19 protein-coding genes, 2 pseudogenes and 2 riboswitches are annotated in these 22,164 nt (G+C 45.0%); of the genes and pseudogenes, 4 read left to right on the top strand and 17 right to left on the bottom strand.

The annotated features are described in order from the left end of the window. Positions 1–191: 191 nt before the first annotated feature. Positions 192–953, bottom strand: coding sequence for an arginase family protein (locus ACKX14_RS13985; RefSeq protein WP_422448693.1), 762 nt, complete (start codon positions 951–953; stop codon positions 192–194). A 177-nt stretch (positions 954–1,130) separates the two neighbouring features. Further along, positions 1,131–2,219: a fructose-1,6-bisphosphate aldolase/phosphatase gene (gene fbp, locus ACKX14_RS13980; protein WP_422448691.1), complete on the bottom strand. Its 1,089-nt coding sequence runs from the start codon at positions 2,217–2,219 to the stop codon at positions 1,131–1,133. Between the two features lie 278 nt (positions 2,220–2,497). On the opposite strand from fbp, the pseudogene ACKX14_RS13975 reads away from it, so the two are divergent. Next, positions 2,498–2,929 (top strand): annotated as a pseudogene (locus ACKX14_RS13975) (thioesterase family protein). Positions 2,930–2,959: 30 nt separating this feature from the next. Here the strand turns inward: ACKX14_RS13975 and aroB are convergent. The 3 genes from aroB to guaA are packed head-to-tail and all read right to left on the bottom strand — an operon-like array spanning position 2,960 to position 6,748. After that, positions 2,960–4,036, bottom strand: coding sequence for a 3-dehydroquinate synthase (gene aroB, locus ACKX14_RS13970; protein ID WP_422448689.1), 1,077 nt, complete (start codon positions 4,034–4,036; stop codon positions 2,960–2,962). A 4-nt stretch (positions 4,037–4,040) separates the two neighbouring features. After that, positions 4,041–5,180 carry a chorismate synthase gene (aroC, locus tag ACKX14_RS13965; protein ID WP_422448687.1) on the bottom strand — a complete coding sequence of 380 codons (1,140 nt, stop codon included), beginning with the start codon at positions 5,178–5,180 and terminating at the stop codon, positions 4,041–4,043. Positions 5,181–5,212: 32 nt separating this feature from the next. Next, positions 5,213–6,748, bottom strand: a complete 1,536-nt coding sequence (gene guaA, locus ACKX14_RS13960) for a glutamine-hydrolyzing GMP synthase (RefSeq protein WP_422448685.1) — start codon at positions 6,746–6,748, stop codon at positions 5,213–5,215. A 358-nt stretch (positions 6,749–7,106) separates the two neighbouring features. Between guaA and ACKX14_RS13955 the strand changes: the two genes are divergently transcribed. Beyond that, the gene (locus ACKX14_RS13955) at positions 7,107–8,330 is read left to right on the top strand and encodes a dicarboxylate/amino acid:cation symporter (RefSeq protein WP_422448683.1); all 1,224 of its coding nucleotides are present in this window, start codon (positions 7,107–7,109) and stop codon (positions 8,328–8,330) included. A gap of 85 nt (positions 8,331–8,415) precedes the next feature. On the opposite strand, the gene ACKX14_RS13950 is transcribed toward ACKX14_RS13955, so the two are convergent. The 9 genes from ACKX14_RS13950 to ACKX14_RS13910 form a co-directional block, all read right to left on the bottom strand. After that, positions 8,416–8,697, bottom strand: a complete 282-nt coding sequence (locus ACKX14_RS13950; RefSeq protein WP_422448695.1) for an asparagine synthase-related protein — start codon at positions 8,695–8,697, stop codon at positions 8,416–8,418. Positions 8,698–8,727: 30 nt separating this feature from the next. After that, positions 8,728–9,870, bottom strand: coding sequence for an asparagine synthase-related protein (locus ACKX14_RS13945; protein WP_422448681.1), 1,143 nt, complete (start codon positions 9,868–9,870; stop codon positions 8,728–8,730). A 73-nt stretch (positions 9,871–9,943) separates the two neighbouring features. Continuing rightward, positions 9,944–10,101: riboswitch (cyclic di-AMP (ydaO/yuaA leader) on the bottom strand. 136 nt (positions 10,102–10,237) lie between these two features. Continuing rightward, a complete protein-coding gene (locus tag ACKX14_RS13940) occupies positions 10,238–10,840 on the bottom strand; it encodes a 5-formyltetrahydrofolate cyclo-ligase (RefSeq protein ID WP_422448679.1) in 603 nt (200 codons plus the stop codon). A gap of 136 nt (positions 10,841–10,976) precedes the next feature. Next, entirely contained in the window at positions 10,977–12,290 is a 1,314-nt protein-coding gene (locus ACKX14_RS13935; protein WP_422448677.1) for a 6-phospho-beta-glucosidase, read from the bottom strand. Between the two features lie 114 nt (positions 12,291–12,404). Further along, on the bottom strand, positions 12,405–13,505 hold the full coding sequence (locus tag ACKX14_RS13930) for a DUF871 domain-containing protein (RefSeq protein WP_422448675.1): 1,101 nt from the start codon (positions 13,503–13,505) through the stop codon (positions 12,405–12,407). Beyond that, on the bottom strand, positions 13,502–13,837 hold the full coding sequence (locus ACKX14_RS13925) for a PTS sugar transporter subunit IIA (protein WP_422448673.1): 336 nt from the start codon (positions 13,835–13,837) through the stop codon (positions 13,502–13,504). Before ACKX14_RS13925 ends, ACKX14_RS13930 begins: the two co-directional genes overlap by 4 nt. Before the next feature lie 110 nt (positions 13,838–13,947). After that, positions 13,948–15,219 carry a PTS sugar transporter subunit IIC gene (locus ACKX14_RS13920; protein ID WP_422448671.1) on the bottom strand — a complete coding sequence of 424 codons (1,272 nt, stop codon included), beginning with the start codon at positions 15,217–15,219 and terminating at the stop codon, positions 13,948–13,950. 21 nt (positions 15,220–15,240) lie between these two features. Continuing rightward, the gene (locus tag ACKX14_RS13915) at positions 15,241–15,561 is read right to left on the bottom strand and encodes a PTS sugar transporter subunit IIB (RefSeq protein WP_422448669.1); all 321 of its coding nucleotides are present in this window, start codon (positions 15,559–15,561) and stop codon (positions 15,241–15,243) included. 165 nt (positions 15,562–15,726) lie between these two features. Next, complete coding sequence (locus tag ACKX14_RS13910; RefSeq protein WP_422448667.1) at positions 15,727–18,444, bottom strand: sigma-54-dependent transcriptional regulator; 2,718 nt, start codon at positions 18,442–18,444, stop codon at positions 15,727–15,729. A 211-nt stretch (positions 18,445–18,655) separates the two neighbouring features. Here ACKX14_RS13910 and ACKX14_RS13905 point away from each other — a divergent pair, with 211 nt between their 5' ends. Both ACKX14_RS13905 and ACKX14_RS13900 read left to right on the top strand, forming a co-directional pair. Further along, complete coding sequence (locus ACKX14_RS13905) at positions 18,656–18,925, top strand: hypothetical protein (RefSeq protein ID WP_422448665.1); 270 nt, start codon at positions 18,656–18,658, stop codon at positions 18,923–18,925. Positions 18,926–19,051: 126 nt separating this feature from the next. Beyond that, positions 19,052–19,177: pseudogene (locus ACKX14_RS13900) on the top strand (IS3 family transposase); the annotation flags it as partial. A gap of 109 nt (positions 19,178–19,286) precedes the next feature. Here the strand turns inward: ACKX14_RS13900 and ACKX14_RS13895 are convergent. From ACKX14_RS13895 to ACKX14_RS13885, 3 genes are all read right to left on the bottom strand, one after another. Then, positions 19,287–19,541, bottom strand: a complete 255-nt coding sequence (locus ACKX14_RS13895) for a helix-turn-helix domain-containing protein (protein WP_422448663.1) — start codon at positions 19,539–19,541, stop codon at positions 19,287–19,289. Positions 19,542–19,631: 90 nt separating this feature from the next. Continuing rightward, a riboswitch (cyclic di-GMP riboswitch) is annotated at positions 19,632–19,721 on the bottom strand. Next, the gene (locus ACKX14_RS13890; protein WP_422448661.1) at positions 19,691–19,879 is read right to left on the bottom strand and encodes a cyclic lactone autoinducer peptide; all 189 of its coding nucleotides are present in this window, start codon (positions 19,877–19,879) and stop codon (positions 19,691–19,693) included. (Overlaps the previous riboswitch by 31 nt.) Positions 19,880–20,314: 435 nt before the next feature. Further along, on the bottom strand, positions 20,315–20,731 hold the full coding sequence (locus ACKX14_RS13885) for a hypothetical protein (RefSeq protein WP_422448659.1): 417 nt from the start codon (positions 20,729–20,731) through the stop codon (positions 20,315–20,317). Positions 20,732–22,164 lie beyond the last annotated feature (1,433 nt).

Here is a 22,164-nt window from a genome sequence, read left to right as displayed (position 1 = left end):
TTCCAAAACATTCCTTATGAAATTTTCAAGGTTCGGGAAAAGAAGTAAAAAAGTAGGGTTTCTACACTAGAATCATATATTAACTTTTACAATCATATTTTACTACGGCCTGTAAAATATTACACTATATTTTTATTACCTGGATTTCTCACTTTCGAAGCTGATGTTGTCTTGCTCCGCCGCAGTGTTTTCTACATCACTTCGCTCAGGGCATCAAGGATTTTCAGGTTTGCTGTCTGGTTTACTTCAATATTTTTCTTATCCTCGTGGCTGTGAAGCATTTCTACGGGCAGAGCGGGCCACTCCCCGCATATGTCGGCACCCGCCAAAGGTTTCGCCCTTCCGGCCACCCGAAGCAAATCAAGGAGCTCTTCCAGTGTCATGCTTCCCTGATCCCAGTTGGTAACGGCTTCTCCGGATAACAAAACATCCTTGTCAATGCTTATATAAAGCGGCCCCGGAGAGCGGGCAAGTTCCCTTAAGACGCCCGACACCTTGGAATCGTGAGGAATGTCTTTCGGAAAAAAGGCGATTTCCGGGCGTGCTTTTAATTTCAGAAACCCCTCGTCTTTCGGGTTTATCCCCACCACCAGGCATTTTTTTACTCTGCGCTCGGCCAGAGCCAGTGCCGCCCACGAGCCGCAGCTGATGGTCCCCGGTGGGGATTCCATCATGTCCGAATGATGGTCAAAAAGCAGCAATACGGGGCTTTCTTTCAACTTGGCAAGGAAATGAAGGGAAAGATGGTGATAGTCGCCGGGACCCAAAAATGTCACACCTGCTTTCAGGGCTCTTAATTTCCGCCCAACGCTCTGAAAGCCATCTTTTTCACTGCAAAATCTTATACCCTTTTCCGAAGATAAATCTATCACAAAACCGGCCTTGTTCAATAGCTTTTTTTGAGCCGCAAGGCCTCCATCGCTTTTTAACACATTTATAATCCGCAAAGCCATTTTATCATCACTTTTTATACATATTTTAAACAGCTATATCCGATTTTGGACAAACCAAAATTATTACAATTCAGGCATTATATAATTTTATCATATTCCCGTGAATCCTCAAGATGCATCCCCATATTAAAAGTTAAATCGAGTTTAAAAAAAACTGCGAAAAAAATTCGCAGTTTTTTATTCAAACCTGCCTTTTAATTTTTCCATTACCTGAGGCATCGTGGTATATTCCATCTCATTCAGCGGCAGCCTGTGCGGTTCAAACGGCCCGAGCCGTCTCAAATAGTCGGCTACTTCCAGAGCTTTCTGTCTGGCCCTGTCGAACGCCACATCGGCAAAAAGGTCCTGAGGGCCCACCAGTTTCCCTTCCGCCAGCTGGAAGCCCAGGGCAATCGCCCTCGGAGGCCCATCAAACCGGGTGGGAGTGGAATCTTTTTGCGCCACCGGTATAATGGGGCCGAAGTGGGAACCTCTCATCCAGCCAGCCACCAGGTGGGGATTGGCAAAGGGTTCAAGAGCCTCCCCCACCGCCGGAAAACCGTTCTGGCAGCGCACTATGAGCACAGGGTCGTCTTTTCCCACATACCTGCCCGCCATTAGGTTCATCCTTTGAGTCGACGAGACCGCGGCTATTTCACCGTTTTTGCGGTACACCGCTTTTACCGCATACCGGTTGGCCGCCCCCAGAAAAATTAAAAGGTCGTATAGCTCTTCAGGGCAAGAAAAAGTCACCTTTTTGTTTTCAATCAGGTCTAAAACTTCAAATTTAAAACCTTCGTGCATTTTTGGATCTATGACAAGGCCTATGGTGTTAAAGGGATCTGCGAACATCCTGTAAAGCGGCAGATTCCATGCTCCTGGCTCTGTCTTATCCGCCATAAACACTACCACCGATTCGCTGGGGCGCTCTACAAACTCCATTTCCGCAACCCCCGGGCCCATACCCCTGATGTTGCCCGAAAAGGCGTCCGATAAGAGATCCTGACCGGCGCCGTAAAGCTTCAGCTTTTTGGAAACCCGGGTGCATGCTGTAAAAACGTCCCACGCAAGCCTGTGAACTTTTTCGCTGTCCACTCCCTCCCGGTGGGTCATAATCAGATTTACATCATCTCCCACATGAGTAACCTTGAAATCCACCAGGAGGTCCCCGCCTCTTTGTTCCAGCATATTCCTGGCTTCTTCCAGGACCTCCGGATGAACGCTGCTGTGGCCCACATAACCTCCAATGTCGGCCTTGATGACCGAAAGCGTGATTTTCTGGCTCATCTCTATAACCCCCTGATAAAATATATATTATTTGCTTTAATATGATATACTATATATGTATTCAACAAAAAATAAAACATTCCTGCATACTTTTTCCCGAATTTATACATCTATACAGGCAAATATATGATACTATATTTAAAAATATATCCTATTTTATTTGATTTAACAAGATGATATGTAATTAATTTTACTTGTGAATAGTTTTGCAATATATTGAAATTAATTAATTTTTATAATATAATATATTTAGAAAAACAATAAAGGGGGTTGTGGTCATGAATATTCCAGGAATAAAAATAGGTTTGACGGGAATTGTACAGAAATGCATTGAAGAAAAAGACACCGCCCTTTTGATCGGCAGCGGTGCCCTTAAAACCCTTCTAGCCACACCCGCACTTATAGCCATGATGATTGAAGCATCGGTAAAAGCCGTTGACCCTTTATTGCTGGAAGGTTTTATAACGGTTGGAAAAACCATAAACGTAACCCACGAAAAACCCACCTGTCAGGGGATGACCGTTACGGTAAAATCAGTGTTGAAAGCCGTATAGGGCAATAAATTAACCTTCGAATTATGGGCCTATGACGAAGTTGGACTAATAGGAAGAGGCACCCACGAGCGCTACATCGTAAGCCAGAAGGGAATCCTTGAACAGGCCGAGGTGCGCAAAAAGCTCATGGAAAGCGGCATGATATGTTCAAACTGAATATTCGCGTGTAAGGAGGGTTTTTATCTATTAAGCCGAAACCAGAGCGCTTAAGATTTCTTCACGGGTGACGTCGGTGTATATGCCGGCTTTGCCCAGGCCTTGGGGCAGCACAAAAGTTATTTTGCCATCCACATTTTTCTTGTCATAGGACATGCTTGCAATAATTAGGTTTTCATCAATGTCCCTCGGCAGTTCCATTGGAACGGCTGATTTCACCAGACCCTGGATTCGCGAAAATGTTATTCTGTCGATGAGCCCTCGATGGAGGGCTATTTTTGCTTCTATAACGAGCCCAAGGGCCACAGCTTCTCCGTGCAAGATGTTGCCGTAACCGAGAACCGCTTCCAGGGCGTGCGCCACTGTATGGCCGCAGTTTAATATCATCCGGAGGCCGCTCTCCCTTTCATCTTCGGCTACAATCGAGGCTTTTATTTCACAGGACCTTTTTATGGCGAATATCAGAGCACCGGCGTCCTGCCGCAAACTCCTGATATTCCGCTCCAGCCAGCAGAAAAAATCTTCGTCCCGGATAATGCCGTATTTGATGACTTCTGCCAGCCCCTCATTAAACTCCCTGGCGGGGAGGGTGCGCAACGCGCCGGGATCTATCAGGACAAGCCGGGGCTGGTAAAAGGCTCCCACCATATTTTTAGCTTTATCCAGGTTTACGGCCACTTTCCCTCCCACGCTGCTGTCCACCTGGGCCAAAAGGGATGTGGGGACCTGAATGAAATCTATACCCCTCATGTATGTGGCGGCTATAAAGCCCGCCAGATCCCCAACGACGCCGCCGCCAAGGGCTAAAATGGCGGACTTTCGGTCCAGTCCGTGCTCCAGCGCGGCATTATACACGAGTTCGGCCCGTCGCAGCGACTTGCTGACCTCCCCTGCCGGAATCGTTTCCAGACTTGCGTTGAAACCGGCCTCTCCCAGGGAGGCCATTACCTCTTCAGAGTATAAATCACTCAGATGGCTGTCGGTGACCACCAGAATCCTGTTCCCGGCGAAGTGTTCTTTTAATATGTATCCCAGTTTGTCTAAAAGCCCGTTGTCAATGAGGATGGGATAAGATTTGCTTCCCAAATCAACAATTACTTTCTCCATGACTTTACTTCTCTCCCAAATACTTTAAACTTTCTATATATGTTCTGTAATTCTGCAGCACCTCTTCCATGCTGTCGCCACCGAATTTCTCCGTAATGGCCTCCGCCAGGACCCATGCCAGAGCCGCTTCCCCAACAATGCTTGCCGCCGGAACCGCACAAATGTCCGAGCGCTCGATGCTGGCATCAAAAGGCTCTTTGGTTTTAATATCCACGCTGCGAAGTGGTCTATACAGGGTGGGTATGGGCTTCATGGCCGCCCGCACCACAATGGGGCAGCCGTTGGAAATGCCGGCCTCTATGCCGCCGGCCCTGTTGGTCTTGCGGTAAAAAGAGGACTGTTCATTAAAAAAAATTTCATCATGCACTTCAGACCCTTTTCTATATGCGGCCTCGAATCCAAGGCCTATCTCCACGCCTTTTATGGCCTGAATGCTCATTAACGCCCGGGCAATCCGCCCGTCCAGTTTCCTGTCCCACTGAACGTGGCTCCCAAGACCCACCGGCACATTTAAGGCCATCACCTCGAAAACGCCGCCCAGCGAATCCCCTTCGGCCCTAGCCTCATCGATGGCCTTCATCATTTCTTTGGAAGTATCTTCGTCTATGCAGCGAACCGGGGATTCGTCGGCCCGCATGAGATCCCTCCATGAATAGTCTTTCCGCTCAAGGCTCACCCTTCCGATGGACAGCACATGGCTGTAAATATGTATTTCGAAAGATGCAAGAAACAGCTTTGCCACCGCTCCCACCGCCACCCGGGCGGCGGTCTCCCTGGCACTGGCCCTTTCCAGCACGTTTCTTATATCATCCAGGCGGTATTTCAGAGCTCCGGCCAGATCTCCGTGGCCGGGTCTCGGCCTTGTCACCGGAGGGGTGTCCAATTCCTTCCAGTTCTCGTAGTCTTTATTTTTAATCAGAAGCGTTAAAGGGCTTCCCGTAGTCCTGCCCTTTCTAACACCGCTTAAAATTTCCACCTCGTCCTTTTCTATCTTCATCCTGCCGCCGCGGCCGTAACCCTTCTGCCGGCGGGCCAGGTCCCGGTTTATTACAGATTCGTCAACCTCCATATTTGCCGGCAGCCCTTCAACAATGGCCGTCAGCGCTTTTCCGTGCGACTCGCCTGCGGTCAAAAACCTCAGCACAAAAAAACCTCCCAGCGCTTTTAAATTATTTATTATTCCCATTCGATGGTGGACGGCGGTTTTGAAGTAATGTCGTAGACAACCCGATTTACTCCCGGAACTTCGTTGACAATGCGGGTGGATATATTATCCAGCACGTCCGCGGGCAGTCTCGCCCAGTCGGCGGTCATGCCGTCTTCGCTTATGACGGCCCTTATGGCCACGGTATAGGCGTAAGTCCTCTCGTCACCCATCACTCCCACACTTCTTATATCGGGAAGTACCGCAAAGGCCTGCCACAATTCTCTGTACAGCCCCGCTCTTTTTATCTCCTCATATACTATGGCGTCGGCTTCCCTCAGAAGATCCAACTTTTCCCGGGTAACCTCACCCAGCACCCTGATGGCGAGACCCGGACCCGGGAATGGCTGGCGGTATACAATTTCCTCAGGGAGGCCCATCTGCGCCCCTATTTTCCTCACTTCATCTTTAAAAAGGTCCCTCAACGGCTCGATGATCCGGAATTCAACATCTTCCGGAAGCCCTCCCACATTGTGATGGCTCTTTATGACCGCCGCCGTGTCGGTACCGCTTTCTATCACATCCGGGTACAACGTCCCCTGTACCAGGAAATCGATTTTCCCCAGCTTTGCCGCCTCATCTTCGAACACCCGGATAAACTCCTCACCGATGATTTTTCTTTTCCTCTCCGGGTCCGTAACCCCCTGAAGCTTCGTCAGGAATCGCTCGGAGGCGTCCACGGCTATGAGATTGATGTGAAATTTGTCTCTGAATGTTTTTATTACGCTCTCGGCTTCGTTTTTTCTCAAAAGGCCGTGGTCTACAAAAATGCATGTCAGATTATCCCCCAGGGCCTTGTGGGTTATCAGTGCGGCCACAGAAGAGTCGACTCCGCCGCTCAACGCGCACAGGGCTTTTCCGTCTCCAACCCTTTCTTTTATAGCCCGCACCTGCTCGTCCACGAAGGACTTCATAGACCAGTTACCGCTGCAGCCCGCCACACCAAAAAGGAAATTGTTGAGGATCTCCCGCCCCCGGGGCGTATGGACCACTTCCGGGTGAAACTGCACTCCGAAGAGGTTGCTGCCGTTTCCCACGGCGGCGTGGGGGGTGTTTCTGGTGTGGGCCAGAGTTCGAAATCCTTCGGGCAGTTGAAGTATCGAATCGCTGTGGCTCATCCATACGATCATGTTTTGCTCAAGACCCTGAAACAGCCTGTCTTCATCGTCTACCATGAGTTCGGCCCTCCCGTATTCCCTGGTCCTGGCGGGTTCCACCCTGCCCCCCAGCAGATGACACATAAGCTGCATGCCGTAACATATGCCAAGAACAGGAATACCGGCCTCGAAAATCCTCCTGTCGCAGACGGGGGCGTTTTCGGAATAAACACTGGCGGGGCCGCCGGAAAATATGATGGCCCTGGGTTTTCTCTTCAAAATTTCCTCCAGCGGCGTTTTATATGACAGAATCTCGCAGTATACGTGCGCTTCCCTTACGCGCCGGGCAATGAGCTGGCTGTACTGCCCCCCGAAATCCAGGATGATGACATTTTCCCTAGATTCTACCATGGAATATCCTCCAATCATTAAATAATACAAAACAAACCGGCTTTTTTCAGAAATAATCCGGATGCATTTTTAGCTCACTATTTCTTATTATTATCCCATAAACTTTTAAGGTTTTCCATAACTTTATAAAAATAACCCCGGCCTTTTCCCGGGCATGAAGCAGCTAAATTCGGTTTTGTCCTGGGTATATCACATTTATTGTTGGTTTTTGTTATATCCGGTTATTTTTTGTTATGTTCGGCATAAAATATATTTAGAAAGTTTCTATCTTTTAATTTATTTTAATATTATTTTTCTTTGAAAGGAGGTTTAAAAAATTAATTAAATTATAACATCGCATTCCTTAAGGAGGGAAAGCATGAAAAATGTGACCACCAGAATTTTTATCGGCCTGGCCCTGGGCGTAGTCGTGGGCCTGTTTTTTACTTCGGCGCCCGAAGCGGCCAACACCTATATTAAGCCCCTTGGAACTCTATTCTTAAACCTCATCAAAATGATCATCGTGCCGCTGGTGCTTTCATCGCTGGTGGTTGGAGCCGCCAGTACCGGAGACGTAAAAAAGCTGGGCAGGATTGGTGCCAAGACTCTTACTTATTATCTTACCACAACCGCCTTTGCGGTCACTCTGGGCCTCATCCTGGGTAATATTTTAAATCCGGGCCTTGGAATGAAACTACCCCCGGATGCGAAAGTTGATGTTTCCCAGGCGCCATCCATAATCGACACACTGCTCAACATAGTCCCGACCAACCCTGTAAAAGCCATGGTCGAAGCCAACATGCTTCAAATAATTGTCTTTGCCATATTCCTGGGGATAGCCATCACTTTCATCGGTGATAAGGGAAAACCCGTGTTGACCTTTTTTGACAGCCTTGCGGAGATAAGTTACAAGATAGTGGGAATTATTATGGCATACGCCCCCGTCGGCGTCTTCGGCCTCATTGTGCCGGTAGTGGCGGCCAGCGGGCCCAGTGTGCTATTGCCGCTGTTAAAGGTCATAATAGCCGTATACCTCGGGTGCGCTCTTCATGCCATCCTGGTTTATTCGTCCCTCGTCTACGCTTTTGCCAGGATGAGCCCTTTGAGATTCTTTAAAGGGGCATCACCGGCCATGCTGGTGGCCTTTACCACCAGCAGCAGTTCCGGCACCCTGCCCGTTACCATGGAATCCGTGGAAAAAAACCTGGGGGTATCTAAATCCATATCCAGCTTCGTCCTGCCCCTGGGCGCCACCATCAACATGGACGGCACCGCCCTATACCAGGGGGTGTGTGCCCTGTTTGTGGCTCAGGTATTCGGGATTCAACTGACGCTGGCTCAACAGATGGTGATTATTCTCACCGCCACCCTGGCGTCCATCGGCACCGCGGGAGTTCCCGGAGCGGGGCTTATAATGCTCACAATGGTGCTTCAATCAGTGGGCCTGCCGCTGGAAGGCATAGCGCTCATAGCCGGCATCGACAGGATTCTGGACATGGCCAGGACCTGCATCAACGTCACCGGAGATATGGCCGGTTCCGTAATAGTGGCCGCCACCGAAAGAGAATTAACTCCACCCGATTATAAATCGGTTGGCGCATAAAAAAAACCGTCACGAAAAAGCCTTACCTTTCCTCGGCATGTTCGCCGCGGCCGGGAGAAAGGTAAGGCTCTTTTTGATTATTCGATCAGCCTGTGGTGACCGTTCGTCCGATGGTATCCAAAATCGAGTCATGGGGAAAAAATTCTTTAAATATCCTGTAATAGAGAAGTTCCTCTTTAGACCTGAGTTGAAAATCCTGACTTATATATTTTTCCTTAAAAAATTCTTCGTCGGAAATATTTTCTTCCGCATACCGCTGCAGCATATGGGCGGACCCTGCGCCTTCAAAAAACTTTTGCTTTCGTCTCCATACAATCTCGTCCGGTAAATCATTTTCAAAAGCCTTTCGAAGAATCCATTTTTCAATTGTTCTTTCGTCATCGACATCGAGAATCTTTCATTCCACAGGCAAACGGCAGGCATAGCCGGCAACTATACTGTTCATAAAAGGCATCCTGCCGTCTATGGCAAAGGCCGACGTCATCCGGTCCACCCTCTGAAAACCGTTGGCATGGCCGGTAAATGTCAACTTTATCAATTCTTTTTCCACTTCCGAAGGTTCAAGATTTTTCAAGTAATGATATCCTCCAAAAAGTTCGTCCCCGCCCTCCCCGCAAAAAATCATGTTTTTACCTTCGTAGCATGCCATTCGTGACAGAAAATAATTGGCCACGGCGCTTCTTACAAGAAACATGTCAAAGGACTCCAGATGATAAATTACCTCCGGCAAAATTCTCAACATCTCGTCTATGTCGTATATGTACTCGTGATGGCGCGCGCCAATGTGACTCGCCACCTTCCTGGCATTGAGAATATCGTTACTTCCCGTGACACCCACGGAAAAGGTATCCAAATTTTCAACAACTTCCCTGGCGGCCGCGGCAATAACGCTGGAATCGATGCCTCCGCTCAGGAAAATGCCGATGTTTTTATCTTCTTCATAATTCTTGTCTACGGACTCTATAAGCCGCTCCCTTATTTCGCTCGCCGCTTCATCCTTCGATATCCCCTCGAAAGGTTCCACCGCATTGGCTTCAAAGTACTTCACAAAGCCCCTTTCGGAACTGTAATAATACCCCGGCGGAAATATTTTTATATCCTCCCCCATATCCACCAGCGCCTTTATTTCCGAAGCAAAAGCCAGACTCTCGCCGGATTCGGTATAATAAAGGGGTTTAAGGCCTAGCGGGTCTCTTGCGGCCAGAAATTTTTCGCCGTCTGCCAGGGCAAAGGCAAAAGCCCCATCCAGTGAATGGACAAATTCCTCCCCATTACCTTTATAAAATTCGGAAATTATTTCTTCGGGCGAGGTTGAGCAATCATCGTTAAAAATTTTCCCATCAGCCACAACAACGGGACCGCTTTCCTTTAATTCAACTTCATTTTCCACCAAATGATTGACCTTTCCAAGCACGGCGCTTTTTAATGTATAAATCCTGCTTTTACTACGCCCCCTGTGCCTTAGCCTGCCAAGCATCTTTTTAATGGGCCCGGTATTTACCCTTTCGGTCTTTGAAAAAACGCAAGCTATTTCGGCCATAACATTACCTCCCATTGGTTTTTATAGACAAAAAAGCTACGGGAGATCCGTAGCTTTGGCAAACTATTGAACTTAATCTCCTCCGCAGCGCTTACGAGGTTAGCTGACGGGTTCGGGTCGGGAGACAACCCTACTCCTGATGACGGAAACATCATCCCGGAGATTCACCCCAATTAACGGTTCCCCCGCTTCCTACGGACAGACTCCGTAAGAATTCAGCGTTTCAGCAATATCAGGTTGTAAATAGATTATACCAGATATTTTCCAGGGTGTCAAAAAGGCCCGGCCAATTTCTACACAGGCAGCCGTTTTCCTGCAATATGACCCAAGAAAATTTTACACTATCGGCCATTTTAAAGAACGGGTTTTAAAAGCGGTAAATACAATTTTCCGTTATGATCATGTCCATCCGAACATCGTGCCTCTCCGCGGGTATTCTGTCAACCACCTGCATTTCAAAGGCAACGGCTACTTTTTTAACTTCCGGCCTCAGCAGCGGAAGAAAATTGTCGTAGTAACCCGCTCCGTAGCCCAAACGGTAACCACTTTTGTCAAAGGCCACTCCGGGAACAATCACCAGATCTATTTCGGCGTGCGAAATCCCATCATCCCTTACCGGCTCCAGGATTCCGAAGCATCCCGGCGAAAGTTCCTCAAGGCTTTTTATCTCCACCGCCGCAAGCCTCCTGACCCCCGTCACTTTGGGCACCGCGACCCTTTTACCCGCATTCAGTGCCCAGGTAATGGCATCTTTTGTCATTACCTCGTTTCTGGCGTCCACATAAAACATGACCGCTTGTGCTTTCAGCAACTCCTCAAGGGAAAAAAGAGCCCCCATTATCTTCCGGCTTTTTTCTTCCACCTCATCGGGTGCCAGAGCCGCCCTTGCGGCCAGAAACTTTTTTCTCAAAATCCTTTTATCCTGCACGCGAAAATCATCTCCGCCGTTTCCAACTTTTTGTTTTGCCATCCTATTCCATCCCAATTCAATTATACTTTTTGCCGCTTTATGTATCAAGATTGTATCTACAAAATGACGACATCTTTTACAGGCAAATAAGCCACGGAAGTTCCGCAGCTTTGTAAAGGATAAGAATAAAAAAGGTCTATTTATTAAAAAATTGCGGTAAAAACTCCCTGTTTTCGGCCAGGATGTCATCCAGCAGTTTTTTTGCAACTGTGGAAGAGGGCACCAGAGGATGTATGGTCAATGCCTGAAGGGCGGCATGGTAATCCCCATTGACACCCGCCTCGACGGTCAGCTCTTCATAGGCTTTCACCGCCTGCATCAACCCTCTTATCTTAGCCGGAACCCTGCCTATGCTCATCGGATGGGCTCCATTTTTGTCTATCACAGAGTTGGTCTCAATAACCGCATTATCGGGCAGATCGAGAATCGCGCCGTTGTTTTTTACATTTACTACCTGGATGTCCTTTTTGTTGTTTACTATGGAGCTAATCAGGTTGCAGGCCGCGTAGGAGTAAAGAGCTCCGCCTCTTTTTTCAAGCTGAGGCGGCTTTACATCCAGTTCTGGATTTTTGTAGATTTCAAAAAGCTCCTGTTCGACTTTTTTTACCACCTCACCGCGGGTGCCCGTGTGTGCGGCTGCTTTCTTTTCTTCGTCCAGCATTTTGTCTTTCATGTAATAGTATCGGTGATAGGGGCATGGAAGCATCTCCAGGGATTTTATCAGATCTGTATCCCATTGCAAATCGGGGATGTTCTTCATGGTTGAATTCCCTTCATAAGTGAGCTGCTGCAGCAATTTTTCCGTTACATCTTCTCCGTCCAGATAGACTTTCATCCCCCACACCAGATGGTTTAATCCCGCAAATTGGATATAGACTCTTTCCATTTCCACTCCAAAGGCCTTTGCCACGTAGTTTATCATGTTGACGGGGACGTTGCACAGACCCAGTATTTTAACGCCCGTGTGTTTCAATACCGTTTCTGTAATGACGCCCGATGGATTGGTGAAATTTATGAGCCAGGCATCGGGGGCCAGTTCCTCCATATCCCTGCATATGTCCAGTATCACGGGGATGGTCCTCAGCGCTTTCGCAAAACCACCGGGCCCGGTGGTCTCCTGGCCTATGACATCGTATTTCAGGGGGATTTTTTCATCCCTGATACGGGCGTCCATGCCCCCGACCCTGAACTGAGTTATGACAAAATCGGCGCCTGAAATGGCTTCCCTTCTATCGAGAGTCAGATGGATATTGATATCAAGCCCCGCCTTCTCAACCATGCGCCGCGAGAGAGCCCCAACTATCTCCAGTTTTTCTCTGCCCTGTTCTATATCTACCAGATAAATGTCGCTTACGGGAAGTTCCCTGGCTCTTTTAATAAAACCTTCGATGAGCTCGGGAGTATAGCTGGACCCGCCGCCTATGGCGGCAATCTTCAATTTTTTAATCACAGTTGCTCAACCCCTTTTTCATATATCTTTTTCATATATCATTAATAAGTTTCCAGGATATAACAATGCCATAATTTCCCCTAATCTCTCTTTTTAGGGCACGAGCAGAATTGTTTAAATTTTCCCTGCCTGCTTCAAATTAAACCTGAATTTCTGCCAGGGATGCAAAAAGTCCAGCAAAAATACTTCTTCGGGGACTATCCTGCCCACGACATTTGTCTTTCCGCTGTTTTCCATATCCCTAAGCGCCACCTGAAGCTCTCCCGCATATCTTTCGTAAAGGGAAGTTGGTATCAAAATATCACCCTTTTTTATAACCTTTTTGGGGTTTATAAGTTTAAAATAATTGCCTTTATACTTTACTCTGCTGAGGGTAGACCTCACCACGTACTCTGAGACGTCGCCCCTGTTAAAATGGATCTCGTCCAGTATTATCTTTCTCTCAACCTCGGATATACCATCCTCCAGCTCCACATTGAAGCTCAATATATCCCTGTCCATGGACCCAAGAGTTTTTAATTCATCTTCCGAGGCATAGCAGTCTCCTATGATTACCGTGTCTATCAGGCCGGTGTTGAATAAATCCTTGACCTGGGTTTCTACGGGAAGATTCCTGTGCTCTTCCATTGTACAGAGGCCGTCGTTGTCCGGCCATGCTCCGAATGTCGCGCTGGGAGAGGTCACAAATGCCGCGGTGGGTATTCCATACGATTTGAACACCTCCGAACATTTCTGGAAATGAGCCCTTGACAGGCCCGTATACTTCAAAGGATAAAAATTATGGCAGCCGAGAAGGTTATCCTTATTGGGTTTAAACTCCATTATGTTCTCAAGATATTTTGTCCCCGAGCTCATATTTATCTCAATCTTAATACCGTATGGATTATAAGTCATCAAACTTTCCTCAAGGCCTGTAAAACCCGTATCCAATCGAATACCGAAAAGGCCCAGATTATAAAAGAATTCCATATCATTTACGGAAATATTCAGGTTCCTCAAAACCTCCGGGTTTATATCCGCTATCACCTTCATACCTTTATCTCCGGCATACGAACAGATTTTCTTAAACCTCTCCAGCACCTGTGGGTCCCTTTCTAAGGAAATCAGATTTGTAAATATTCTCGTAAAACCGTACCTTGCGGCTGTATCTATATACCCGAGGATGTCTTCAATGTACGCCTTCTCAGGATATATGGAAATCCCCAGTTCTTTCATTTTAAGTCTTCACCTGATTTCTTTACATATTTAATCTGCCTGTATACATCTATAAATTCTTTGGCCAGTGTATTTATTGTAATGGCATTCATCAGGTGGTCCTGTGCATGCACCAGCAGTATCGACATGGAAAAACTTTCACCGGAAGCTTCTCTGTGCATTAGAGAGGTCTGGACATTATGCACCATTATCAGTTTCTCGTCGGCCTCTTTGAGGCGGCCTTCGGCTTTTTCAAACTCCCCATTTTTAGCACATTCTATAGCTTCGATAGCTAGACTCCTGGCTTCCCCGCTATATGTTATTAAAGCGAGTATATCTCTTTCTAAATCCATAAGATAATCTCTCCTCACAGACAAAATGCGTTTGTTTTATGGAAATTGTTCTGAATGAAATTTTGTAATGCGGCCAACAGATTAAAGTAACGGACTTTCGTCCGTTACCTTTATTCGGGCAAATCCGTCTCTTTCTTGGTCTTTTGCCTATCCAGCAAAACCACAAAGGGCAGATATATGACGGTCGCTATTGCCAGATTTACTACAGCCAGTATCGCAGCCCCGATGCTTCCTCCAGTGGCTAAAAACGCCCCTATCCCTACAGGAGATGTCCACGGAATTGCTACATACGTGGGAGAAGCCAGGCCTATGGCTGTGGCAATATATGAAATCAAGGTAAGTATGGGTTCAACGATTACAAAAGGTATAAAGAGTATGGGATTCAATACTACGGGCAAGCCAAAAATAACGGGTTCATTAATCTGGAAGATGCCGGCGGGCAGGGCCAGTCTCGCCAGGTTCCTTAAATCCTGCCTCTTTCTGGCCACGAGCAATATGGCGATTATTAATCCCAGCGTCGCACCGGAACCACCAAGATGGGCATATGTATCAAAAAATACTCTCGTGATCAGGTTTTGAGGAACTGCCCCCTGCTGGATTGCAGCTGCATTGGCCTGCAGCGCCGGGATATATATCGCGTTCATTACGGGGTCCAGTAAATTGGCTCCGTGAAGGCCGAAAAACCAGAATAGTGTTATCAGGAAGGTGGCCAGCATGGCCGATCCTGCGCCCTGGCCTATATTCTGAAGCGGAGTCTGAATGGTTTTCAGTATGATATCGTACAGGCTGGTGCCGCCAATGGCTGTAATCAAAGATGTCAAAATTCCGAAGACGTACACTGTGATAATACCCGGAATCAATGCGGCAAAGGCCCTTCCAACGGACGGAGGAACATCACCCGGCATGTTTATGACCAGGTGAGCCCTGGTAAGCCTTACAAATATTTCGGTGGACACCAGTGCCACCAAAAGGCCCGTAAAGAGAGCTGTGGCATCCAGATAATTTATCTTTATGAATCCCCAGCCTACTCCCTCAGGTGCCTGGGGAAGGGTGATTAAAAACGATGCTACCGCTATTAACCCTGCCGCCAGTGCATCCTCATCATAGCTCTTCGCCAGATTATACCCTATGGAAAATACCATCAGTAGAGTCATTATGGCGAAGGTCCCCCACCATACCGCTCCGTTTATCGGGGTCAAAAACTTCAGGGCCGGTATCCACACGCAGAGGGTGTTGTTAATAAGTACGGCAAAAGAACCTGCAAGTATCAACGGCATGATCGCGGCAAAACCATCACGAATGGCCACAAGATGTCTCTGAGAGCCTATTTTGCCTGCCACCGGCACAAAGTGCTTCTCCATCCAGTCTATAAAAGCCTCCATATTTAAATCCCCCTTTTAATTTTATCCACCCTTTTGTCCCGTCAGCTTTAGTGCCTGTTCCAAAACCGCCTCACCGTTCATCATTCCATAGTCTCTGCTGTTTATTATATCCAGGATCAGTTTTTTGCCGGCCAGGGTCTTCTTGAGCTCATTGTACAGATACCGCACCTGCGGCCCCAGAAGAAGTATGTCTGCGTCATCATAGTGGTTTTTAGCGTCCGCCTGCGACGTGGCGAAGATCTCCACATCCTTTAAGCCTTTTTTCTTTGCAGCCTCCTGCATCTTTTTTACAAGAAGGCTCGTAGAAGACCCTGATGAGCATACCAGCATAATCCTTTTCACTCTTTCACCTCCTTCTTCACTAAAAGTTAAGCAATTTTCATGCCATGGGGTCCGATTAAATTTTTCTTGTAAAAGCCCAGCAATTTCGGTAGAATTTTAATCTCTTAAAAATAAAAAGCGTGTATTCCATTAATACACACTTTTTTCACACTTACACACATTGATTCATACCGCCTCCAGCGTGTTTTCGAGAAACATGCGGCAAAGATAAGCGCATTCGTGCAGCCCGATATCTATATTAAAATATTCTTCAATGGACTTTACATTGTTTTTTATGACCTTTAATTCGCTTTCATGTTCTCTTTGATAATCGTCAATGCCCTCAAATATATTTTCTTCTCCTCCCAAAGCCAGTTTTTCAACCAGAAAGCATATATGAAGAATTATGCCTACCTTCACATCTGATGGAATTTTTAATCCCAGCGCTCTTTGAATACCTTCCACCACCGATTTGGACATTCTAACGCATTTTTTCCCATCCACTGCTTTTATGTGCTCACCCAAAGATACTTCTATTTTTTCATAGGTATCTATTTCATCGATCAGGTTCAATACAAAGTCTTTCGCTTTACCGGTCAGGAGATCAACGGCCGGTATATACGGTATACCCGGAACGGAAAAATCCAGGGTCCCCACGACCGCTACGAGGTTATAATTTTCCCGGTACCTTTCTATAATCTTATTAAACTGATTTTTATCGATAAATTCCAGCGGTATAATCTTTATACAATCCTTCTTGACCAAGTATTCTTCTGCCAGAATTCTTTTTAATTCTTTCGCCGCTCCCTGGCCCGTAAAACATGCGGTTACTATTATGTTTTCTACTCTTTTCTCATCTCTTCGAATGGTATAAGGATTTTTAGCATTTATTTTTAATGCTGATTCGTATATCTCCTCCAAGTCTTTCCCCATAACCGCCTTATGGCATGCGTCTATGACCATCAGCGTGGTTACCATGTCCACTGTTTTTATTTTTAAATTCGTCTCTTCTGATATCATATCGCCAAAATTTTTGAGGGAGCCCATGTCCACAAGGAGCAAAACACCCTTCCCTTCGTCAATCTTAAGGGCGCACTCTTTTATCGTTTTGTACATTTCTTCCGGGCTCATGCTCAAAGGCATATCAAGGCCCATCGCGTGCTTTACACCCACAATGTCATTGGCCACCTGGGCCATACTGCTTGCAGTTGAATTGCCGTGCATCACCACCAAAACCCCGACCTTACCTTCAGGTTTATCCTCCTCTATTCTGGAATCAGGTACGAAGAACATGGCGAGATAACCTATTTCGTCCAGGGGCGTCTCCACCCCGAATTCTATGTCAATAAGTTTGGCCGCTTCTACGGCTGCTATAAACTCATCCGCATAATTTTTCCTTATGAAGTTAATTCTGGGATTGTATATTTTTCCGCCGGACTCTATACGGCCAATGGTCTTTTGAAGGTGCAAGGCCAGACCGAAAAAAATCTTCTCATCCATGTATCTGTTTAATTTTTTCTCAGCAAGGTTCAATATATTTTCCGTCACATTTACGACCTTCTCCCCCACTATTTTGGAAATCTCATCTTTCCGGTATTTTCCTGGCATATTTTGAATGTACCTTTTGAAGTGCTTCTCTATTTCACCATTTAAAATTCTATTTACTTCCTTCTCATCCATACCGCTCTTACTTAATATATCCAGTTTCTTTTCTATAACATCATAAAAATACTCATCCTCACTGCTTTCGGAAGAAATTATATCGAAATCTTCATCGGAAGAAAAATACAGCATATCCTCGTTATTATTTATTAATTTTTCTATCTCTTCCCTGTAATTATGTACCTTCATGACCCCCCTTTTTACATGAGTCGGAAGGTGTTCGGATGAAATCATGAGGTATTCCCTGTTTTGCGACTTATAGCTTAAAAATGCCCTCGCACAGGCTATCTGAATATCGCTTTTCAGCTGGCCCACATTGCCGGCGCAGTCATAGAGCAAATATGATATAAAACAGTTCCTGTCGATGTATATATCCCTGTTTATGCGTCCGGACTCTTCCCTCAAAAAGTAGCAAATAAGGCCGCACCTTTCGGCCAGGCTCCTTTCTCTCAAAGGCGGCAGATTTATTATCACAGGTATTCTTCTTATGAAAGTTTTCAAAAGGTAAGACTGCGGCTCTTCGGTGGTAGCGGCTATTATCCTGACATTCACCTTGACAGTTTTTTCTGTCTCTCCCAGAGGCCTGAAGTATCCCTTATCCATATAGGTGAAAAGCAACTCCTGGCCCTGGGGTGGCAGACGGTGTATTTCATCCAGAAAGATTATTCCCCCGTCCGCTTTCTTTAAAAGGCCTACCCTGTCATCTTCAGCGCCGGTGTAAGCCCCCCTCCTGACTCCAAAAAGCTGGGCTACTAAAAGCTGCGGGTTGTCGGCATAATCCGCACAGTTAAAACTTATAAACGGCGCATCATCTTGTATTACCCCCGACTCTCGGGCAAATCCGTACATGGCCTCTGCAAACATCGACTTGCCTGCACCGGTCTCGCCGAGCACCATCACAGGAAGGCCACCGGGCGGATAAAGCACAGCGGCCTTGGCAAGTTGTACAGCTGCCTTCAAGCTCATGTCCGCACCTATAAGCCTGTCTAATGAGATTATGTTACAGTGCCGGTCATTTAACCTCCGGAATGGGGCCGCTTTATTCTTCTCCTTAGGTTTATAGAGCACAGGTCTGCCGTTTAGTTTATCTATTTTGCCATTTTTGCACAGCTCATTCAAATACCGGCTGATATTTGCCCTATCCATCCCCATCTTTTCGGCGATTTCCATGGCGCAGACCCCGCCGTCCTTCTCACCGGCCAACTTTGCAAGCATATCAAAAACTTCATCTATCTTTTTCATAAAGACCATCCCGAATTAAAGTTTTGCACCTGTGACAATATCCCCACATGATTTAATAATAATGTTTAAACAGAAAAATGTAAAGGATGTGAGTTTTCAATTTTTAACAGCAGTTTTTTGGGATTAGCCCCGGTTACATTATAAAACAACTCTTGAAGCGGGAATTTTTCTATGGTAGCTATAACTTGACTTTCTGCTTAAAATTTCTGTTATGCCAAAAAGCACATTTTTCTATGAACCCCAAAAAGAAAGTCTTAATTCAAAGCGGGGATGCTCAAAGCCGGGTTATTCAAAAACCATTAACGGTGAATATATATCCGATGAAATGATAAAAACCCTGCTTTTTGATTTGGCTGAAGAATTCCCATTCTTTGGGTATAAAAAATTAGTTTCTCTTAAGGTAAAGGTTTGGAATTATTATCAACAAGAAAAAGGATTACAGGCTATGCAAGGAAATGGATCTGCTTTTGCCGATTATTAGATGTCCTCTTCTTCTAACACTGAAATAGTTTTTAAAAAGGTTTCTGTTGATGCACCAAATACTTACTGGCAGATGGATATTACGAAGGTCGCCTGAAAGGAACCCAAATATTAAGAGAGATTTCATAGAACCTTGAAAAAAGAATATGTTAATTTAAATGATTTTGCAAGTTATAAGTCATTTTTTAAAGGCCTGGATGATTATATAAAATTTTATCTTTACGAAAGGCCCCACGAATCCGTAAATTTATGACACCTTCAGCATTTTATGAAGCATTTTTAAGAAATACTGTGGAACCGTGGCGTGTTGGTCGTTTAAGTCCAAGTAATAGGGGGCCAGGACATTCCGGGAAAAAAATTTTTTATGTCTTTTTTGATATATTTGCAGAGAGAAATTTTTCAAGTTCTTCCCTGCCCCATCCGCTTTTTTCTTTATATCTCATTGTCGCCCTTATTATCCATTCCACTACTTCCGAGTATACATCTTCGCTGCCAAATCGGCGGGCATATTTTTTTACTATCGGTCTAAACCGCTCAACCACTTGATTGAGGGCATCTTTATCTCCCCCTTGAGCTTTGAGGATGAGTTCTTTTAATTTTGGTTTTTTCGCCATCATCATCGTCCCCCTTTCATCGTAATTTTTTAATCCGTTAAAAGGGCAAAAAAAGAGCCGCATATCGGAAAGATGGCGGGCCATTTAAATATAAGCGGCAGCCCAGGCTGTCATAGTGAAAGTGATCACCTTAGACCCTGTGGTTTTGCGCCTTATCTTTCGATAAGTTTGCCTTTATCTTTATTATTAATTTCTTTACCACCGGAAAACTTCTTAAGAGCATCCGGGATATCCGGTTCGTACAGTATCCATATGCTGGCGGGATTTACTGCCGTATATGCAACTAAGGTTATTATTGAGGCAAGAGATGTGAGAAGGCTCTTTCTGATTTTTTTGAACATACTTTTGTCTCCCTTCCTATTTTTCCCTACTACTATCTTCTACATTTTTTTATTATTTCCTGGCGGGTTGGAACAACTGGTGCTTTTTCCGGTACAACCGGCGGATTTTTGGGTATGAACGGCGGAAAGATAATGGTATAATTAAAACAACAGATACATTAGTATAAATTTGGGGAGTGAAATAAGAATGGATTCAGACTCAAGCGGTAACAGGACATTTGTTCTATTAATCCTCTATTCTACAATTGTTCTGATTTATGTTTACTTAAGAGAAAAAATAATTTCCCCTTATTTTACCTTATTTATTGCTTTATTACTATCTTTTCTACATATAGTCAATATGTATTTCTCAATTAAACAGAGAAAAGTGAAAAAAGATAATGGCAATAAGAAAGGCAGTTAAAAATAAACTGCCTTTCTTATACAAGCAGACAATTAAGAGATAGGTATCCAACCTCGTGATGTCGAATGTATAGCTATATCTTTAAAATCCTGCGGAATCCAGTATTCCTTACCTTCTAAATTGACTACATTTACTGTAAGTTGCATTCTTACTTGGTCATAGTCCGAATGCTCATCCAAGAAATCTCTATAATGATTTAATTTCTCTATTGCCTTTGTAATTGTATTTTCGATTGTGTCATAGTAATAACCTAAAAACCCTGTCGCTATTCCTGCGACAGTGACTATAACTGCCGGAGCACCTGCGAGCCCTAACATTCCAAATATAATACTAGCAGAAGCTGATTGTTCTTCATATTTATCATATATTTCTCTTGCATCTTGAAGATCACTTAAGAACTGTTCGACTTCACTTAAAGTTAAATCAGTGGTAAAACTTCTAGTAGCCATAACATTAAACTCCTTTCATAATAATTTTCATTTAAAATACAGCCTATTCCTTTTCCTACCAATCTTAAAATTTATTAATCATTTTTCAAGTAAAACTGTTTAAAATCAACCTTCCTTCTTTTTTATTATTTCCTTACACTTTATAAAGAGAAAAAAGGAGGCTCTTTTAATAACCCCCTGCAAAAAAATTTATTTACTTGTTTTAATCCTTTGACTTTTTCTTTCAGGCTTCTCCCTTTGAGTTCCTCATGCGATCTTCCCTTATAGGGATTCATTAAAAAAGGCCCTAACAAAAAGAATTGCGGATCATAATCCAACTATGCCAGCAGTCAAGTTATCACTTATCAGGAAAAATATGCCATAATCACTGTATTGAACAACTGGCGCCTTTTCGGGTACAACTGGCGGATTTTTGGGTATGAACGGCGGAAGGGTAATGGTATAGTGAATATAGAAAATAAATAAAAATGAACTTCCAGGCGTAACCGAGTATTATGTCCCGGGTTGGTCTTAATCTTAAATAAATAATAAATAGTCAGGAACAGAGACTTAAAAAATCCCCCCGGCATAAGTCGGGGAGCTTTATTTTAAAGATAAGAATCATTACAAGAATTATTTTAAAGACAATGTATATAAGTTGGTAATTAACAATCTGCTGGAAAAGCTCGATCTTTATACATAAACCATAATACACTAAACTTCAGTTTTGGTGTTCTTGACTTCCCCCAGAGTTGTGATAAGATGAAATCAAAAAAATGAACATAAACATGGTGACGTTATGAATAATGGAAAAATAGTCCAATTACACCGGAACAAAAAATATTAAAACTGGAAGTAAATAGCTTGAAAAACAGTATAAAGCAAAAAAAGGCGCATTAACCTAAGGCCTATAAAAGACCTTAAAAAAATATATCTTAGTTTACGCTACAGAAATATCAGTAGCTTTTATTACACTATTAGAAACGTGAAGTTTTATTGCCTGCTTAAATAGCCTTCTTCTGCTTTTCGACCATTTCGTGTGGCATATTGTTTCCCCCCGCTATTTTTGTCTCCCTTCTGCTCAAATTTATTGACCATAATTGCTCCCCTTCCGGAAGAACGTCTTGAAGCTGCTGAAAAAAATGTCTATCAAGCGTCAATGAATTTGTCAGGTGAAATCCATCAGTGATTTTGTCAGTGGCTGCGCCGCCCTTGACCCCAGGCTGCGAACCGCTAGTGAAAGCAGGTGAACCGACTGGAGAAGAGACTTATGGTTTTGAAGTCTCACTGACCGGTATTGTAGCTTTGGCCCCCACTGTGGCAGAATAAGCTCTGCGAGAGGACCATGATTTGCTCCATGGGTGGTCTGGTGCAGGTCTGCGAGGTGGCTTAGCATCTGCTTTTTCTATAGGTGGCCTTTGAGCTGGAGGCGCGGTATTAGTTTTCATTGCCTT

The sequence above is a fragment of the Thermorhabdus hydrogeniformans genome (assembly GCF_049310025.1).
Lineage (GTDB): Bacteria > Bacillota > Thermosediminibacteria > Thermosediminibacterales > Tepidanaerobacteraceae > JBJYKD01.
This window is presented reverse-complemented; position numbering and strand designations above follow the sequence as displayed.

Coding starts and splice junctions, on each gene's coding strand:
- ACKX14_RS13940 (WP_422448679.1), bottom strand. CDS start 10,840: ATGGCAAAACAAAAAGTTGGAAACGGCGGAGATGATTTTCGCGTGCAG.
- ACKX14_RS13905 (WP_422448665.1), top strand. CDS start 18,656: ATGCCAAAAAGCACATTTTTCTATGAACCCCAAAAAGAAAGTCTTAAT.
- ACKX14_RS13910 (WP_422448667.1), bottom strand. CDS start 18,444: ATGAAAAAGATAGATGAAGTTTTTGATATGCTTGCAAAGTTGGCCGGT.
- ACKX14_RS13890 (WP_422448661.1), bottom strand. CDS start 19,879: ATGTTCAAAAAAATCAGAAAGAGCCTTCTCACATCTCTTGCCTCAATA.
- ACKX14_RS13985 (WP_422448693.1), bottom strand. CDS start 953: ATGGCTTTGCGGATTATAAATGTGTTAAAAAGCGATGGAGGCCTTGCG.
- ACKX14_RS13925 (WP_422448673.1), bottom strand. CDS start 13,837: ATGGATTTAGAAAGAGATATACTCGCTTTAATAACATATAGCGGGGAA.
- ACKX14_RS13945 (WP_422448681.1), bottom strand. CDS start 9,870: ATGGCCGAAATAGCTTGCGTTTTTTCAAAGACCGAAAGGGTAAATACC.
- aroB (WP_422448689.1), bottom strand. CDS start 4,036: ATGGAGAAAGTAATTGTTGATTTGGGAAGCAAATCTTATCCCATCCTC.
- ACKX14_RS13955 (WP_422448683.1), top strand. CDS start 7,107: ATGAAAAATGTGACCACCAGAATTTTTATCGGCCTGGCCCTGGGCGTA.
- guaA (WP_422448685.1), bottom strand. CDS start 6,748: ATGGTAGAATCTAGGGAAAATGTCATCATCCTGGATTTCGGGGGGCAG.
- ACKX14_RS13885 (WP_422448659.1), bottom strand. CDS start 20,731: ATGGCTACTAGAAGTTTTACCACTGATTTAACTTTAAGTGAAGTCGAA.
- fbp (WP_422448691.1), bottom strand. CDS start 2,219: ATGAGCCAGAAAATCACGCTTTCGGTCATCAAGGCCGACATTGGAGGT.
- ACKX14_RS13920 (WP_422448671.1), bottom strand. CDS start 15,219: ATGGAGGCTTTTATAGACTGGATGGAGAAGCACTTTGTGCCGGTGGCA.
- ACKX14_RS13895 (WP_422448663.1), bottom strand. CDS start 19,541: ATGATGGCGAAAAAACCAAAATTAAAAGAACTCATCCTCAAAGCTCAA.
- ACKX14_RS13930 (WP_422448675.1), bottom strand. CDS start 13,505: ATGAAAGAACTGGGGATTTCCATATATCCTGAGAAGGCGTACATTGAA.